17 protein-coding genes are annotated in these 16,937 nt (G+C 42.2%); 9 read left to right on the forward strand and 8 right to left on the reverse strand.

The window, feature by feature from the left end; translation table 11 throughout:
• Nucleotides 1-24: 24 nt before the first annotated feature.
• The gene (locus tag D1164_RS08340; protein ID WP_119349501.1) at nt 25-903 is read right to left on the reverse strand and encodes a DUF72 domain-containing protein; all 879 of its coding nucleotides are present in this window, start codon (nt 901-903) and stop codon (nt 25-27) included.
• Nucleotides 904-1,025: 122 nt separating this feature from the next.
• Here D1164_RS08340 and D1164_RS08345 point away from each other — a divergent pair, with 122 nt between their 5' ends.
• Together D1164_RS08345 and D1164_RS08350 are read left to right on the forward strand one after the other, a co-directional pair.
• The gene (locus D1164_RS08345; RefSeq protein WP_119349655.1) at nt 1,026-2,513 is read left to right on the forward strand and encodes an aldo/keto reductase; all 1,488 of its coding nucleotides are present in this window, start codon (nt 1,026-1,028) and stop codon (nt 2,511-2,513) included.
• Between the two features lie 117 nt (nt 2,514-2,630).
• Nucleotides 2,631-3,296 (forward strand): inorganic pyrophosphatase, encoded by a 666-nt coding sequence (locus D1164_RS08350; protein ID WP_119349502.1) that lies wholly within the window; start codon nt 2,631-2,633, stop codon nt 3,294-3,296.
• Here D1164_RS08350 and D1164_RS08355 read toward each other — a convergent pair.
• From D1164_RS08355 to D1164_RS08365, 3 genes are all read right to left on the reverse strand, one after another.
• Nucleotides 3,293-3,784, reverse strand: coding sequence for a dihydrofolate reductase (locus D1164_RS08355; RefSeq protein WP_119349656.1), 492 nt, complete (start codon nt 3,782-3,784; stop codon nt 3,293-3,295). The genes D1164_RS08350 and D1164_RS08355 overlap by 4 nt on opposite strands.
• A complete protein-coding gene (locus tag D1164_RS08360) occupies nt 3,774-4,805 on the reverse strand; it encodes a PDDEXK nuclease domain-containing protein (protein WP_119349503.1) in 1,032 nt (343 codons plus the stop codon). The genes D1164_RS08355 and D1164_RS08360 overlap by 11 nt, the downstream gene beginning before the upstream one ends.
• Nucleotides 4,806-4,979: 174 nt before the next feature.
• On the reverse strand, nt 4,980-5,774 hold the full coding sequence (locus D1164_RS08365) for a thymidylate synthase (protein WP_119349504.1): 795 nt from the start codon (nt 5,772-5,774) through the stop codon (nt 4,980-4,982).
• Between the two features lie 321 nt (nt 5,775-6,095).
• Between D1164_RS08365 and D1164_RS08370 the strand changes: the two genes are divergently transcribed.
• The 3 genes from D1164_RS08370 to D1164_RS08380 all read left to right on the forward strand — a co-directional run bounded on the left by D1164_RS08370 (nt 6,096) and on the right by D1164_RS08380 (nt 8,804).
• On the forward strand, nt 6,096-7,256 hold the full coding sequence (locus tag D1164_RS08370) for an HU domain-containing protein (RefSeq protein WP_147372103.1): 1,161 nt from the start codon (nt 6,096-6,098) through the stop codon (nt 7,254-7,256).
• Nucleotides 7,257-7,399: 143 nt separating this feature from the next.
• Nucleotides 7,400-7,858 carry an ATP-binding protein gene (locus D1164_RS08375; protein ID WP_119349506.1) on the forward strand — a complete coding sequence of 153 codons (459 nt, stop codon included), beginning with the start codon at nt 7,400-7,402 and terminating at the stop codon, nt 7,856-7,858.
• Between the two features lie 28 nt (nt 7,859-7,886).
• Nucleotides 7,887-8,804, forward strand: a complete 918-nt coding sequence (locus D1164_RS08380) for a sugar phosphate isomerase/epimerase family protein (RefSeq protein ID WP_119349507.1) — start codon at nt 7,887-7,889, stop codon at nt 8,802-8,804.
• Nucleotides 8,805-8,868: 64 nt separating this feature from the next.
• Here the strand turns inward: D1164_RS08380 and radA are convergent, their stop codons facing one another.
• The gene (gene radA, locus D1164_RS08385; RefSeq protein WP_119349508.1) at nt 8,869-10,227 is read right to left on the reverse strand and encodes a DNA repair protein RadA; all 1,359 of its coding nucleotides are present in this window, start codon (nt 10,225-10,227) and stop codon (nt 8,869-8,871) included.
• On the reverse strand, nt 10,227-10,718 hold the full coding sequence (locus D1164_RS08390; RefSeq protein ID WP_119349509.1) for an adenylyltransferase/cytidyltransferase family protein: 492 nt from the start codon (nt 10,716-10,718) through the stop codon (nt 10,227-10,229). The genes radA and D1164_RS08390 overlap by 1 nt, the downstream gene beginning before the upstream one ends.
• Before the next feature lie 107 nt (nt 10,719-10,825).
• On the opposite strand from D1164_RS08390, the gene D1164_RS08395 reads away from it, so the two are divergent.
• The 4 genes from D1164_RS08395 (at nt 10,826) to D1164_RS08410 (ending at nt 15,497) form a co-directional block, all read left to right on the forward strand.
• On the forward strand, nt 10,826-11,383 hold the full coding sequence (locus D1164_RS08395) for a CvpA family protein (protein ID WP_119349510.1): 558 nt from the start codon (nt 10,826-10,828) through the stop codon (nt 11,381-11,383).
• Between the two features lie 319 nt (nt 11,384-11,702).
• Entirely contained in the window at nt 11,703-12,995 is a 1,293-nt protein-coding gene (tyrS, locus tag D1164_RS08400; RefSeq protein WP_119349511.1) for a tyrosine--tRNA ligase, read from the forward strand.
• A gap of 81 nt (nt 12,996-13,076) precedes the next feature.
• A complete protein-coding gene (locus tag D1164_RS08405) occupies nt 13,077-14,027 on the forward strand; it encodes a Wzz/FepE/Etk N-terminal domain-containing protein (protein ID WP_119349512.1) in 951 nt (316 codons plus the stop codon).
• 63 nt (nt 14,028-14,090) lie between these two features.
• Nucleotides 14,091-15,497 (forward strand): O-antigen ligase family protein, encoded by a 1,407-nt coding sequence (locus D1164_RS08410; protein ID WP_147372105.1) that lies wholly within the window; start codon nt 14,091-14,093, stop codon nt 15,495-15,497.
• 38 nt (nt 15,498-15,535) lie between these two features.
• Here D1164_RS08410 and efp read toward each other — a convergent pair whose 3' ends face one another.
• Entirely contained in the window at nt 15,536-16,105 is a 570-nt protein-coding gene (gene efp / locus D1164_RS08415; RefSeq protein ID WP_119349657.1) for an elongation factor P, read from the reverse strand.
• A 96-nt stretch (nt 16,106-16,201) separates the two neighbouring features.
• Nucleotides 16,202-16,936, reverse strand: coding sequence for a DUF3108 domain-containing protein (locus tag D1164_RS08420; protein WP_119349514.1), 735 nt, complete (start codon nt 16,934-16,936; stop codon nt 16,202-16,204).
• Nucleotide 16,937 lies beyond the last annotated feature (1 nt).

The following is a 16,937-nucleotide window of genomic DNA, read 5'->3' on the forward strand; positions in this document are numbered from 1 at the left end:
TTTTTTGCCAGAATATCCATTTTTTCAGAACAGGCTATCCTGCCCGGGGCCTCGTACATTTAGCCCGCACCTTTCGTTTAGTTTTTTGATGAAATGGGTAGCCAGCAGCGGTGATTCTTTTTCAATATTTTGATGAATAAAAAAGTACAGGTTTTCAAGACCGTTTTCAATCCACTCCGCCAGTCGTTCCACCCATTCATCCAGCCGGGAATAATCTGAAGGGTGATTGGCACCTACCCAACGCACAAAAGCGGTGGGTGTTGTAAGGCGCATGTGTAGTAAGTCGCGTCGCCCGGCAGTGTCCACAATAATATTGGTAACTTGGTTTCTCTCCAGAAAAGTATACAGCTCGCTACTGATTTCCGGGTCGTTAAACCAGTTGGTATTTCGCAGTTCTACCGCCAGTGGAATACCGGCAGGAAACGATTCAACAAAATGCGTTAACCGGTCGAAACTTTTGTAGGCAAAATTGTCGTGTAGTTGCAGAAAGACCATGCCCAGTTTTGTTTCAAAGTTACTGATGTTTGAGCAAAACTCTTCCACTAACGGTTTTACGCCGTTCAGCCGTTTATAATGGCTTATGGTGTTGGTTATTTTTGGGAAAAACTTAAAATCGGCCGGTGTTTTGTCACGCCAGGTTTCCACCTGCGGTATTCCGGGAATGGAATAAAAAGTGGCGTTCATTTCGATGCTGTTAAACTGTGTGGCATAGTAGGCCAGTTCATCTTTTGTTCCGCGTGGATAAAAACCTTTCAGGTCGTTCCGGTTCCATTTGGCACATCCTACATACACTTTCGGTTTTTCTTTGTTTTTCCGGCTGTTCAAAACGTTATGTGTTTCTACATGGTTGACAGGCAGCGAGAAATCGACGGTTTCGGGGTGTTCAACTTTTCCAAATATCATATCAGTAACTTAAGTTCTGAAAAATAACAAATTCTTTCTGAATATTGTTTTTATTGAAACTGAATGACAGTTATTTATAACGGAATTGAACAAATTTTGTAATTTTACAAAAACTCAACATCATGACAATCAAAGAAAAATATCAGATTTCAAGAAGAAACTTTATAAAAGTTTCGGCGGCCACTACGGCCGGCATGTCAATGATGCCGCTGGGAGGCTGTAACGTAGAAAAAGTTCCTGCACCAATGAAACGTAAGTTCGGCAAACATGACTTTATGGTCACTACTTTGGGACTGGGTGGACAGGCATCTTTGCAGTGGACCCCCGAAGATGTGGATCCGGTACCCATCATCCTTAAAGCATTCGATTTGGGTATCAATTATTTTGATACATCGAATCTGTATGCCGATAGCCAGCTGAATTATAACAAAGCGTTTCAGAAATTGAACCTCATTCCCGGTAAGGACAGTTACAATGCGGAACTGCGAAAATCCATCTGGCTCACCAGTAAAACAGCCATGCGCTGGGGTAACCCTGGTTGGCCTGAGCGGGAGAATGTTCGTAACTGGTCTAATGGAGAAAATGTAGAATGTGCTGTGGATGATGTCAAACGTTCCCTTACCCAGCTTTTTGGTGACGGAAACGGCTGGTATCCTGAAGGCGCTTACCTTGATATGGTGCTGGTTCATACCCTGCACAACGAGGCTGAAATTGATGTGCTGTACGAAGGACTGGAAACACCGCTCGATCCCGATGGGAATTTTGGGGCTTTGGTGGCTTTGCGTGATTTACGGGACGGAACAAACCTGACCGGCATGAATCCGAAAAACGAGAAGTTGATCAAGCATATCGGGTTTTCAGGGCACAACAACCCTCCGGCCATGATTGACATGATTCAGCGCGATGAATGGGGAATTCTGGATGGGATGCTGGTTGCTATCAATGCAAACGATCGGCTGATGTTTAACATGCAGCACAATGTAATTCCGGTTGCTGAGGCTAAAGGCCTGGGGATTATCGGCATGAAAGCTTTTGCCGATGCGGCCATGTACCACAAAGAATCCCGGTGGTCCAGAAATCCGGAGGATGTGTACAGGCAGGTGGGAGAACCTGGGCTACCCAGCCGCCCGCTTATTGAGTACTCTTTAACTACACCGGGAGTACATACGCTGATTATTGGAATTGGGCAAATTGACGAAGATCCGATGAAATGTCAGTTGGTGCAGAATTTATATGCATCTCAGATCGAACCAGATGGCCTTACTGACGAAGAACGCTTAAAAATTGAACAGCTGGCCGCGAATGCAAAAGATGGAAAAACAAACTATTTTCAAATGGGAAAAGAGGAGTTTGTAGCTGGTCCGCGGATGTTGAAAAAAGAAGAAAAGGCAGGTAAAAATGTGTTTTCCTGGCAAACTGCTTTTGCAGGAGATGAACCTATTTCCCATTACGAAGTATTGATTGACGGACAGGTTGCCGGAACCGTTAAACACAAACCACAAACGCTTAAAAGTAAGCCGTTTGTTTTTGAAACAGATAAGTCAGGTGCTGAAGTTTTAGTAGCAGCTATTGACAAAACAGGAAACAGGATGCAGGCAAAACTTGTATGATAATAGGCTGATAAGTATGTTGAAAATCCGTAGAGAAAACAATTCCCTACGGTTTTTTTTTGAAATTTTGAACCAAATCAGGTTTGAAGGGTTCAACTACCAAACAAAAAATATAAAATGGCAGACAGACTTTCCGATCCGATTGGCCGGCTAATGGGGTTGCGTTATAAATCGCATCCATGGCACGGCGTATTTATTGGCAGAAATGCACCTAAAGAGCTGACCGCTTTTATTGAAGTGGTTTCTACAGATACCGTAAAGTATGAAATTGACAAAGACAGTGGTTACCTGCGGGTAGATCGTCCCCAAAAATTTTCCAACGTTATTCCGGCGCTTTACGGATTTATTCCTCAAACCTTTTGTGGAGAAAAGGTAGGTGCATTTTGCAATAAGAAAACGGGTCGGACCGACATTAAAGGGGATGGTGATCCGGTTGATATTTGCGTTCTTACGGAAAAGACACTGGCTCATGGTGACTTGTTGGTGAATGCGCGTCCTATTGGCGGTTTCCGGATGATTGACGGAAACCAGGCCGATGATAAGATAATTGCTGTTCTTATGAATGATACTGTTTACGGACATTTTAAAGAGCTTGAAGAAGTCCCGAAGATTGTAATCCAGCGACTGGAGCACTATTTTTTAACCTACAAAGACATGCCCGGTCAGGACAGCAATACGGAGATTGCTGCAACTTACGGTTCTTCCGAAGCCTATGAAGTTATCAGGTATTCCATGGAAGATTACAATGTGAAATTTGATAACCTGGGGAAATTACTTTCTTAGCGCTCCAGGTTCAAATAGGAATAGCGAAACCCGTTTTTCTCATCGAATAAATCTTCACGCGAAGTTTCCCTCCACTCGGGAAAGTTAATTTCAGGGAAATATATATCGGCCTCGAAAGGTTGATGCACCACGGTCAGGTAAAGTTTCCCGGCCAGCGGATAAAACTGTTTATACACCATGCCGCCGCCAATAACAAAAGCTTCTTTTTCGTTTTTTACCTTTTCAATGGCTTCTTCAATGGAAAAAACCATTTCGCAGCCGGGAAAATTATCATCGGGCTTATCTGTAATAACAATATGGCGGCGATTGGGAAGCGGCCATTTTGGGAGCGAGAGCAGCGTGTTTCTCCCCATGATGAGACTATGTCCCGTGGTGATTTCCTTAAACCGTTTTAGGTCGGTGGGTAAATGAAAAAGCAGATCGTTGTTTTTTCCGATGGCAAAATTCTCGGCTATGGCAACAATGATGGATATGTTTTTATGAATCATGATTTTTAATTCTTTTTTGTTCAATATGTTCTTTTGCTTCTAATAATGCGATGTGCAGTCTTTCTTCGAGTAAATGTTTGGGCGGCAGTTCTGTCCAGTATTCGGCAACAACAATACCATCTTTATGCATTTCAAGAAGTTCTACCTGTTCCCTGCTGCTTTCAGCACACAGAATTAACCCTATTGGTTTTTCTTCTCCTTCCTGTCGTTCGTATCGGTTAAGCCATTTTAAATACAGTTCCATCTGACCTTTGTCTTTCGCATGAAATTTACCTATTTTCAGATCGATAGCAATAAGTCTTTTTAGCTTTCTGTGAAAGAACAGTAGGTCAAGGTAGTAGTCTTCCCCATCAATAATCATACGTTTTTGCCGTTCAATAAAGGAAAAGCCTTTGCCAATTTCCAAAATAAATGATTCCAGCTCTTTGAGAATAGCCATTTCAATATCTTTTTCAAGATAGCCTTCTTTTAATCCCAAAAAGTCGAGCAGGTAAGGATCCTTAAAAGTATTGAAGGGAATCTCACTACTTTGGGTAAGTTGAACATTTACTATAGCCGTTCGTTCAAAATTTTTGGTGGCAATTTGTTTTCGGAGTTCTCGGATGCCCAGCCCCTGCTGCGCCGAATTTTGTGCATAAAATAGTTTCGCTTCCATTGTTTTCAGAGGCAATAGTTCTATAAAATGCGACCAACTTAGTTTTTGCGATAATGTTTCTATAGTCTGAATATCGGAAAACTGTTCTGCAAATTGCATCATCCGGCGTAAATTTCGTTCTTCAAAGCTTCGTCCGTATTTCTCTTTCAATTTTGTCGACACTGTCGACACAATTTCCTTTCCATATTCAGCCCTTTTGTTTTGAAGGATATGTTTGTTCATACGGTAGCCTACTTGCCAATACAGCGCAACCAAATTACTGTTGGCATATGCCGCTACTTGTTTTTTGCTTTCTTCAATAATTTTGGATAGCTCACCGAATAAATCTTCCGGCTGTAAATGTGTATTTACTTTATTTAACGGCATATTAAAAGTATAGTTTTACTCAGAAAAATTAAAAGTAATACTATTTTTTACAAAATATTGAACCAAAGAATTTTAATCGTCACGGGTTGATGGGTAGATGAAAAAACAGATTGTTGCTTTTTCGACGGTGAAATTCTAGGCTTTGGACACAATGGAGAGTCATTTTATAAAAGTTTAGACAGCTACTTTTCCTTTAATATGGGGATGCGACTGGTAACCCGATAGTTCAAAGTCGTTGTATGTAAAATCGAAAATGTTTTTCACTTCCGGGTTGATTTTCATTGTGGGAAGTGGATACGGTTCCCGTGTCAGCTGTAGCTTTACCTGCTCCATATGGTTGGAATAAATATGAACATCGCCTAAGGTGTGGATAAAGTCGCCTGGTTGCAGGTCGGTTACCTGAGCCATCATCATCGTTAGCAGTGCGTAAGAGGCTATGTTGAATGGCACGCCAAGAAAAACGTCAGCACTGCGCTGGTATAACAGGCATGAAAGTTTGCCGTTGGCCACATAAAAATGGAACAATATGTGGCAGGGAGGCAGGTTCATTTTGTCAAGCTCCCCAACGTTCCAGGCGCTGACAATGTGCCTCCGCGATTCCGGATTGTTTTTGATAGAGTCGATTACATTGCTGATTTGATCAATGTGTTTCCCGTCGGGGGTAGGCCACGAACGCCACTGGTACCCGTAAATGTGGCCAAGGTCGCCATTTTCATCGGCCCATTCGTTCCAGATGCGTACACCGTTTTCCTGCAAATATTTTATATTGGTATCGCCTGTCAGAAACCACAATAATTCGTGGATGATGGATTTCAGGTGTAGTTTTTTTGTTGTCACAAGTGGAAAACCTTTACTTAGATCAAACCGCATCTGGTGACCAAACATGCTGGTGGTACCGGTTCCTGTCCGGTCCTTTTTTTCGACTCCATTTTCCAGAATGGTTTCCAAAAGGTGCAAATATTGTTTCATTTTTTATTGTTTTATATCCGCTTTACGGGTTTCTTAATTTACTCCCAAAAGAAGAAACCTTGTTTTTATCCCTTGCAAAAATAAACAATCGATATACTTCGTTTTCATTTAAACACATAGAAATATTCACAGATGTTGATTTGTTCGGTTAAAAACTTTTTTTAAACCTGAAATTTATAAAGATGTATTGTATGCCATCAGGAGAACCGCAGTGAATGAAAAATTTTAACGGTTTTCTTTTTGGTGACATATCGCCCGAAATAATTATTTTTAACCAGTGAAGTCAACACTTCTGTGTTGTACGGTCATAAAATAATAAATATGAACTTAGGTAAATATATTCAGACGCTTTTATTGGAGCATGAAACTGTGATTGTTCCCGGACTTGGTGCATTTATTTCAAAATATAAACCTGCTGAACCCGATGAGGAATCCGGGGAAATGCTGCCGCCATCCAAAGAAATTTTGTTCGATCCGAAAATTCAGAATAACGATGGTTTGCTTACAGGCCAGGTAGCAGAGCAGGAAGAGGTGTCGAATTATGAAGCCCTGAAAAGAATTAAAGAAACGTGCGAGGATATTATTTTTCGGCTCGATAAAGGGGAAAGGGTAACGCTTGAGGGTGCAGGTGTTTTGTTCTATGATGAGAGCCGGGAAATCCGGTTTGAATCATCAGGTGAAGAAAATCTGTTGCTGGATGCTTTTGGATTGGAAGCTACCTCATTAACAGGTGAGCCTGAAAATATTCAGGAAAAAAAGGCAGAAAACGGACTTGAAACGGAAGCGGAGGAGAAGGAAGGAACAGTACCAGATGAGTTGGGGGCTGAATCGGTGCCGGAAGAAGAAACGGAACCTTCACCGGTTTACGAGCCGTTTTTTAATGAACCATATGAGCCGTATAAAAAGAAAAAGAGGGGTTGGTTATGGTTTCTGATACTTTTAATTCCGCTTATTGCTGCTGGTATTTATTTTTTTATGCTGAAAGAAGAAGCGGAGGAACAGCAGCCAGAGGTGGATATTACGGTGGAACCGGCGCCTGCCGAAGCACAAAAACCGGAAGAAAGGAACCCGGAGGGGCAGAACCATGAGGGAAGCGGCGCTTCCGCTCTTGCTACGGATGGACTGGATACCTCCGGTCAAGGCACTGCAAATACTGTTGCTGCAGCGGATGATTCTGTTTCAGTACAAAGTTACGACCAGGTGAATATTCCGAAAGCAGGTATCGACTCTTCCTTAATGATTAAACCCGATATGTCAAAGTTTTATCTTGTGGGAGGAAGTTTTAAAGAGCCGGGAAATGCAGAGAAATATCTTCAGTTTCTGAACCGTGAGGGATACAAACCATTTCATTTGGGGAAACACGGAAGTTTCTATATTGTCGGAATTGAGACTTTTGAAAAGGAAAGGGAGGCCTTTTCTGCACAAATCGAATTTTTGGAAAAATATCCTGAGTCAGGGGTGTGGATATTTAATCTGGATTAGAATTATTTACGGGCCTGAATTCGAATTAAAATGAATTCATCCGGAGAACAATTTAAAGAAAAAGAGTAGATTGGAAATGCAACGTTTTTTAATTTTCAATGTTTTGATAGTAATAGTATCTAAAAGGAAGTCTGTTTTTAATAATGTATGAGAGAATGGTTTCCAACCCCGGCGGACTGCCCAAAGGTATGCCTGAAAAGGATTTTGGGAAATACAGTCTTGCCAGAAATGCAATACTGGCGAATCTTATGCAACGTGCCGGTTATATTGAGAAACTGGGTACAGGAATTACACGTATAAAACAGGAAGTTAGGAAAGCAGGCTTGCCTGAAGTGATCTTCCACTACAATTATTTTTTTGCCGTAGAGTTTCTAAGGGCGAAAAAAAGGATAAAAGGTTCGGAGAAAAGTTCGGAGAAAAGTTCGGAGAAAATTTTAAGGTTAATTTCGGAGAATAAATATATTACTGCCGAGGAACTTGCCCGGGAGCTGGGGATAACCCAAAGAGCAGTAGAAAAGAATCTTGCTAATCTTAAAAGAAATGGCGGAATTGATAGGATTGGTCCCGATAAAGGAGGATACTGGAAAATTATAAAAGAGTAGGATTGAAAAACATATAAAATTTCATGACATGTTAGATTTAGGATTTGTTAGCGCCATTCTGGCCGAAAAAAGTTTTGACGAGGTAATTGAGTTTGCTGCGAAGAATCAGTTTAAATGTGTGGAAATTATGTGCTGGCCGGTAGGAAAAGCCGAACGTCGTTATGCCGGGGTAACCCATATCAATGTGGATGAACTGGATAATAATAAAGTTTCGGAAATTCAGACAGCGCTGGCAATGAGTCACGTATACGTTTCCGGACTTGGCTACTATCCCAATCCGCTCGACCCTGATGAAAAACAAGCCGAAGTTTACGTTGATCATATTAAGAAGGTGATACGTGCTGCGGCCCGGCTGGGTGTTGGTGTAGTGAATACGTTTGTAGGGCGCGATCCCTCGAAAAGTGTGGAAGACAACCTGAAAAAATTTGCTGAAGTCTGGCCGGGAATCGTAAAGATCGCCGAAGAAAATAATATCAAGATTGGCATTGAAAACTGCCCCATGTTGTTTACCCGCGACGAATGGCCCGGAGGGAAAAACCTGGCTACCACTCCTGCTATTTGGAAAAAGATGTTTGAAATTATTCCCAGTCCGGCTTTCGGGTTAAACTATGATCCGTCTCATTTGGTGTGGATGCAGATGGACGAGGTGAAGCCCATTTATGATTTTAAAGAAAAGCTGTTTCACATTCATTTAAAAGACGTAAAGGTTTATCCTGAGAAATTAAATGAAGTGGGTATTATGGCTTATCCGCTGGATTACCATTCGCCAAAAATTCCGGGATTGGGAGATGTTGACTGGCGCGGATTTTTCTCTGCGCTTACTTCGGTGAAGTACCGTGGTCCGGTTTGTATTGAGGTGGAAGATAAAGCCTATGAAGGTTCGCAAAAAGATGTGGAAGCAGCTATTCTGACTAGTCGGAACTATATCAGACAATTTTTGGCATAAACGATCTTATCGTTCAGAGTCATACTTTCACTCCAGGTGGAGGTATGACTTTGCATGTTTTATGTCAGCCAAAAATTTTTCGGAACACTTCTTCCACGCGGACAACCCTTTCGATTTCAATTGAAAATTTTGAGGCGTCAAATCCTTTGTTCAGGCCCGGGATAAATATTTTTTTAAAGCCCAGCTTGGCGGCTTCGGCAATGCGCTGTTCGATTCGGTTTACCCCCCGGATTTCGCCTGTCAGTCCTACTTCACCTGCAAAGCAGGTTTTATGATCAATGGCGATGTCGATATTGGACGAGAGGATGGAACAGATAACGGCCAGGTCGGTGGCCGGATCATTGATACGGAGGCCTCCCGCAATATTCAGGAAAACATCTTTGGATAGCAGCTTGAACCCGGCACGTTTTTCCAACACGGCCAGCAGCATGTTAAGCCGGCGCAGATCAAACCCGGTAGAAGATCGTTGCGGGGTTCCGTAGGCCGCAGAACTTACCAGCGCCTGAATTTCAATCAGAAACGGACGAATCCCTTCAATAGTAGCAGCTACTGCTGTGCCGCTCACATCATTGCTTACTTTGGAAATAAGCTGTTCCGATGGATTCAGTATCTCCCGCAATCCACTGCTGCGCATTTCAAAAATGCCCAGCTCATTCGTGGAGCCAAACCTGTTTTTGCTGGCCCGTAAAATGCGGTAGAGGTAATTTGTGTCACCTTCAAACTGAAGGACCGCATCTACAATGTGTTCCAGTACTTTAGGACCGGCTAGGCTCCCTTCTTTATTGATGTGGCCAATTAATATGACAGCCGTACTGTTTTTTTTTGCAAACTTAAGAATGGCCGAAGTGCATTCCCGAACCTGGGTTACCGAACCCGGTGAGGACTCAACCGTCTCGGCAGAAAGTGTTTGAATTGAGTCTATTATTAAAAGGTGTGGACTTGCCTCTCCGGTTTGTGCCAGCACGTTTTCAAGCGAAGTTTCACTCAGGAACCAGCAATTGTCGTTGTTTAACCCCAAACGGCCAGCCCGTAGTTTTATCTGCTGCATACTTTCTTCGCCTGAAACATAGAGGATTTTTTTATTTTTCATTCCCAGCGCCATCTGCAAAACCAGGGTCGATTTGCCGATGCCCGGTTCGCCCCCCAGCAACACAATGGATCCGGGAACAATTCCTCCGCCCAGCACCCGATCAAATTCATCAATTCCGACGGTGATCCGTTCCATTTTTTCGGTGGTAATGTTTTCAAGGGTCAGGGGCTGGTTGGCCGACAGTTGTGCTGAAACCGCCGATCCTGCTTTTTTCTTCTCAACAATCTCCTCCACAAAAGTATTCCATGCCTCGCAGGAAGGGCATTTTCCCATCCATTTAGGTGACTGTGTGCCACAGTTTTGGCAAATGTAAACTGTTTTGGCTTGTGCCATTAGTCGAGAATTTTTATCCTTTTTATCATCTCCGAAGTTGAAATACCCGAAACCAAATCCAATCTTTCCACCTTGCCCCCACTGTTCAGCACGGTGTCGTGCCCTGCAATTTCATGAAGGGCATATTCTTTCCCTTTCACCAGTACATCGGGTATAATCTGACCAATAAGCCGGGCGGGTGTTTCTTCCGGAAAAACAATAACTGCATCAACAAAAACAAAGGCCGCCAGCAGGTCGGCACGCGCTTCAGCATTCAAAACAGGTCGTCCTTTTCCTTTCAATAAGGTTACCGACTCGTCAGAATTCATACCTACAATCAATTTTGTCCCAAAATCTGCTGATTTTAAGAGTGAATCAACATGTCCGTGATGGATAATATCGAAACAGCCATTTGTAAATACAATTGTTTCTTTATCAGCTTTCCATTTTTTCAGGATTGGTTTAAACGATTCAAAATCGTTGAATATTTTTGTGCGGATATCAAACTTCATAGCTTGCTTTCAACTTTGCCCCAAAAGTAATAAACATGACTGGTTCCATAACATGTTTATTCTAAATAATTCCTACTTTTACCATTTCAAACGAACCGGAAAATAAAATGAACTACATTGATATTATTTTGGGTCTGCTTCTGCTTTTTGCTGCCATTAACGGGTTGAGAAAAGGCCTGATTTCTGAACTGGCTTCGCTTGCAGCCCTGGTGCTGGGTGTTTGGGGGGCCATCGAATTTTCGTACATCACCACCGATTTTCTGACAGAATATTTTAACCTTGATACGGACTACCTGAACATTATTTCATTTGTTGTCACTTTTATTGTTATTGTCATCCTTGTACACTTGGTGGGCAATGCAGCGGGCAAACTAATTGAAGTGGCCATGCTGGGGTTTATAAACAGGTTGGCCGGTTTGGCCTTTGGTGTTTTACGGACTGCACTGGTGCTGAGTATTATTCTGTTGGTATTCGACAAAATCGATGAGGATGTGGAAATCATTTCGGAGAAGGCCAAAACGGAATCAAGGGCGTATTATCCAATCCGGAACTTTGCCCCTTCGCTTTTCCCGTTTATCGATATCTGGGACGATAAAACAGGAAAGGATTCTGATGATGTGATTACCAAAGTAAAAGAGGCGTTAACCGGTGCGGATAAGAAATGAGCTTTATGGCACTCTTTTTCAACTGGCTTATTGGTGCATCGGTTCGTTGAGCAACTATTTCTTTCCGGTAAGTCCCTGCCTCCGTGTATAATTGTATTACTTCGGAAGCGTGAGCAACGATAGGCGGTAAGTTTTTTATATAAGAATGCGTTAAATAAACGTGATAGAAAGGTAATCCGTAATTGTTAAAATTAAATATAGGTTTACCGATTGGGTTACTGGTGCTTTCTTTTGTCCGTTATATCCTGAATAACCCCGGCATTTTTTATCTTTGCACGAAATTCCTGCCTACCGTCAGGCAGGGGATAAAAACGGTTGAATGAATTTTGTTGAAGAACTCAAATGGCGGGGCATGTTGCACGATGTGATGCCCGGTACAGAAGAACAATTAAAAAAAGAACTTACTACAGCATATCTGGGTATTGATCCAACGGCTGATTCGCTGCATATTGGCCACCTCGTGGGAGTGATGGTGCTAAAACATTTTCAACTGGCTGGGCACAAGCCTGTTGCTTTGATTGGCGGCGCCACCGGAATGATTGGTGACCCTTCCGGGAAGTCGGAAGAACGTAATTTGCTCGATGAGCCCACCCTTCGCCACAACCAAATGTGTATAAAAAAGCAGTTGGCCAATTTCCTCGATTTTGAAACCGATGAACCAAACGCTGCGGAGCTGGTCAATAATTACGACTGGATGAAAGATATCTCTTTCCTCGGTTTTATCCGCGACATTGGGAAGCATATTACGGTGAATTATATGATGGCCAAAGATTCGGTTAAAAAGCGGTTGGGTGCCGATTCAAAAGAAGGAATGTCGTTTACTGAATTTACTTACCAGTTGGTGCAGGGCTACGACTTTTTATGGCTGTATAACAATATAAACTGCAAGCTGCAAATGGGCGGCTCGGATCAGTGGGGAAACATTACCACCGGCACCGAACTCATCCGGCGTAAAGCGGGAGGCGAAGCGTTCGGCCTTACGGTTCCGCTGATTACCAAAGCTGACGGAACGAAGTTTGGAAAAACAGAGCAGGGTAATATCTGGCTCGACCCGGAACGTACAACGCCTTACCAGTTTTACCAGTTTTGGCTGAATGCGTCGGATGAAGACGCTGAGAAATACATTAAAATATTTACGGCCTTACCTAAAGATGAGATTGAAGCGTTGGTAGAGGAGCATAAACAGGCGCCCCATGCACGTGTCCTTCAGAAAAAGCTGGCCGAGGAGGTTACCATTATGGTCCACTCAAAAGAAGATTATGAGATGGCTGTAGAAGCCTCACAAATTCTGTTTGGAAAGGGTACTGCCGAACAATTACGGAAACTTGATGAAAAGACTTTCCTTTCGGTGTTTGAAGGTGTTCCTCAATTCAATATTGAAAAGTCGGAACTTGAAAAAGGGATCAATGTAGTAGATTTGCTGGCTGAAAAAACTTCCGTTTTTCCATCGAAAGGTGAGCTGCGAAGAACTATTAAAGGTAATGGGCTCAGCATCAATAAAGAGAAAGCCTCCGATGAAGCGTTAATTGTAGATACTGGTTTTTTGATTGGCGGAAAATACATCCTGGCTCAGAAAGGGAAAAAGAATTACTCTTTGATTATTGCCGTGTAATTTTCATGTGAATGTAAGGTTCGGATAATAAAAAACGTTCTGTTTCGTTGCATTTATTGCGATCAAATTGAAACCATATTTATGAATAATTTTTTTGATAACCAGCGAATTCTCCGGTTGATTTGGCGGCGGAAATTCCATTTTATTATTGTTGGCAGTGTGGCCATCCTGTTGTCTGCAATTTTTTCGGGGCCGAAATTTATTCAGCCCAAGTTTAAATCAACCGCTCGTATTTATCCAACCAATATCTGGGTTTTGAGTGAAGAATCTGAAACCGAACAGATGTTGGAGATCACTAATTCCCGTGACATTAAGTTAAAAATGTTTGATGTTTTTGAACTGGATAAAGTTTATAAAGTTAACAAAGACGACCCGCACTATCTGACATATATGCTCGATATTTACAATACCAATGTAAAGGCGGGAAAAACAAAATTTGAAACCGTCGAGATCTCTGTATTGGATCATGATCCGCAACGGGCCAGCGATATGTGCGATTCCATTATTCATTTTTATGACAAGAAAGTACGGGATTTGCACAAGGCAAAAGATTGGGAAATGGTGGAGATATCACGTAAGGCACTGAAAAAGAAATATGCGGAATTAGACACCCTGACAGAACGTTTGACCGGAATGAGGAAAGAGTATGGGATTCTGGATTATGAAAGCCAGGTTGAAAGGGTGACCGAGGGATACATGAATGCGCTTGCAAGTGGCCGGTCGTCAACTGCCTCATCACGGGAAATAAAGGGACTTTACGACAATCTTGCAGAAAAAGGAACAGAGGCCCGTCTGATGGAGGCTCGTTTCGATTTTTTGGTGAATGCTATTGATTCGTTAACTACTGAGCACGAATTGTATTTGAGTGAATATGAAAAGAATATTACCTATTCTCATGTAGTGGAATATCCTACACCGGCCGACAAAAAATCATACCCTGTTCGCTGGCTTATCGTTGTATTTTCTACTATCTCAGCAGTTTTTCTGGCACTCCTGGTTTTTCTGATTCTCGATTACCGGAAAAGTGATTGAACGGTGATTCAGAATAACACCATAAAGATTACGTTATTTTACCTTATTTCAATAAGTTTTATTTTGTTGAATTTATGGTTTGTGGTAAAAAAGGATACCCTTGCCATCAATGTTTTGCCTGTTGTTCTTGGGATTGTTCTGACCGTTATTTTTTCTTTTGACAAACTCATCTGGTTTGTAGTCTTTTTTACGCCTCTTTCCCTTCCGCTTAGCACGGTGATGCCGGGTTTCGATTTCGACATGTATCTTCCCACCGAACCGCTGCTTTTTGGAATCTTGATTCTGTTTTTGCTTAAAGTGATTCACGAACGTAGTTTCGACCGGAAAATACTTCTCCACCCGGTTTCGCTGGCCATCTACCTCAATCTTTTCTGGATTCTTATTACAAGTCTTACCAGTTCCATGCCCGTTGTTTCGTTTAAATTTCTCTTGTCCCGGTTGTGGTTTGTGGTGGCTCTTTATCTTCTGACTGCAAAAATCTTTACCACCGACAGTCAAAAAGCGGAAAAGTATATTTGGCTTTATCTCATTTCGTTTCTTATTGTCATCTTTTACGCTATCACCCGCCATTGGGGGTACGGGCTACTCAATAAAAAAGCTGCGCATTTTGTGGTCACTCCGTTTTACAACGACCATACTTCTTACGGAGCAGCGTTGGCTATGTTCCTGCCTTTTTCCGTTTTATTTGCCCTTAGCCGTTGTTATTCTAAAAAGATCAGAACCCTTGGCTGGGGTCTTACCGGTATATTGACTGTGGCTTTTGTTCTATCGTATAGTCGCGCGGCCTGGTTAAGTGTGATGGCAGCCCTGGTTGTTTGGGGGATTATAAAATTAAAAATCAGGTTTCAACCTATTTTTATAACAGTTATTTTGTTTTTCTCTCTTGTTTTTTCGTTTCAAAACCAGATTGTGATGTACCTGGAGCGGAATTCGGATGAATCTTCTTCCAATCTTACTGAACATTTCTCCTCTATGACCAATATTTCGTCCGACGCCTCAAATCTCGAACGGCTTAACCGCTGGAACTGTGCCATCCGTATGTTTGAGGAAAGACCTGTCTTTGGTTTTGGTCCCGGGACGTATATGTTTCAGTATGCGTCGTTCCAGTTGAAAAAGGATCGTACCATCATCAGCACCAATGCCGGAGATGCCGGAAATGCCCACAGCGAATACCTGGGGCCTCTTTCAGAATCGGGTGTTTTGGGGCTGCTAACCTTCCTGCTCATTATTATTACAGTTTCCTATACCGCAGTGAATACCTGGTCGCGTCTTACAGACGCCCGGCTCAAAGGTATTGTGCTGGCGGCATTCCTCGGACTGGTTACTTACTACGTGCATGGATTTTTGAATAATTTCCTGGATACCGATAAACTTTCGGTGCCGTTTTGGGGCTTTACTGCGATGATTGTGGCCATCGACCTCCACTCCCGTCGCGGGAAGAGAGGGACAGAAATAAAAAATCCGGACTGAAAATTCAACCCGGACTTTCCCAATATTTTTAGACGACCTTATTGTTTTACACGTTCGCTGTAAGAACGGTCGCGGGTATCCACTTTTATCACTTCGCCCTGCCCGATAAACATGGGCACCATAATTTCGGCTCCCGTTTCAAGGGTTGCAGGTTTCAGGGCTGTTGAACTGGCTGTGTTGCCTTTTTCTCCCTCAATGGTAAAGGTTACTTGCAGCTCCACAAAGGAAGGCATTTCCACTGTGAGGGGAGTTTCTGTTTCTGTGTGAAAGTTAATTTCAACCAATTGGCCTTCTTTCATCAGATCCGAATTTTCAATCATGGTTTCGGGAATAGGAATCTGTTCAAACGTTTCGGAGTTCATAAAATTGAATCCCATATCATCTTTGTACAAATACTGATATTGGCGTCTTTCCACCCGAACTTCTTCTATCTTTACCCCGGATGAAAAAGTATTTTCAACGACTCTTCCGGTTTTTACGTTTTTCAATTTTGTGCGGACAAAGGCGGGACCTTTCCCCGGTTTTACGTGCAGGAAATGAACGATGGAATAAATATCGTCCTTGTATTTGATGCACATGCCATTTCTAAAATCTGCTGTTGTAGCCATGAGTTTTTTTCTTTTACTTTTTTTAGACGCTGCAAAAATAAACAAATCAGTTAAAAATGAATGCATTCGGGATTTTTTTGAACATGAAAAGTTGATTTACCGCGCTGCCTGTGTTTTACCGTCTACTTCGTACTTTTGGATTTCAGCTTTTAAAGACCCTATGCGCATGTCGAATTCAAGTAAAACAGGCATTTTTGTTTTTTTTGAAATGAAGAATTTAAGTCCGTCGGATCGATTTAAAAGTTTGCCTTTGTCAACGCTTGGCGTCAATACATAGCAATCAATTTTACCAAAATCGGTTTCTATCCTACGATCCCCCAAATATTTTACAGATACGTCATCAATTTTGTCCGCGTGGAAAGTAGGAAGTGTAACCCGGGATCCCGGTTCCAAATCGTCAAGCAAATGATGATGAATGAAATAAAAGAATACGGAAATGATATCTACCAGATTCTCGGGAGCATCCCTCCAGCCCGACTTTTGACTATTAATGGAATCAATATCATGATAGTATATGGTTTCATTGTACCAACGGTACTTTCCTTCCTTAATATTACGTATGGATTTTAAAGGAAGGCGTGTTTCTGCATCAACAGTTGTCTCGTAAATATCGTTTACTTCGAACAGCTTGTCAGTGAGTCCGGTAGTGCGTCCTTTTAGATAATAATGAAGGGCTTTTTTATTATTGAAGATGGTATCGGAAATAATGAGTTCTGCTTCGCCTCCTTTTATGAATCCAAATTTCAGGTTGAAAAATATTTTTTCTTCCCTTGCCTTGGCATGGAGTGAAAAAACTAAAATTAACAGCGCTATAATTATCTCCTTTTTCATT

The organism is Mariniphaga sediminis (assembly GCF_003573545.1).
GTDB lineage: Bacteria > Bacteroidota > Bacteroidia > Bacteroidales > Prolixibacteraceae > Mariniphaga > Mariniphaga sediminis.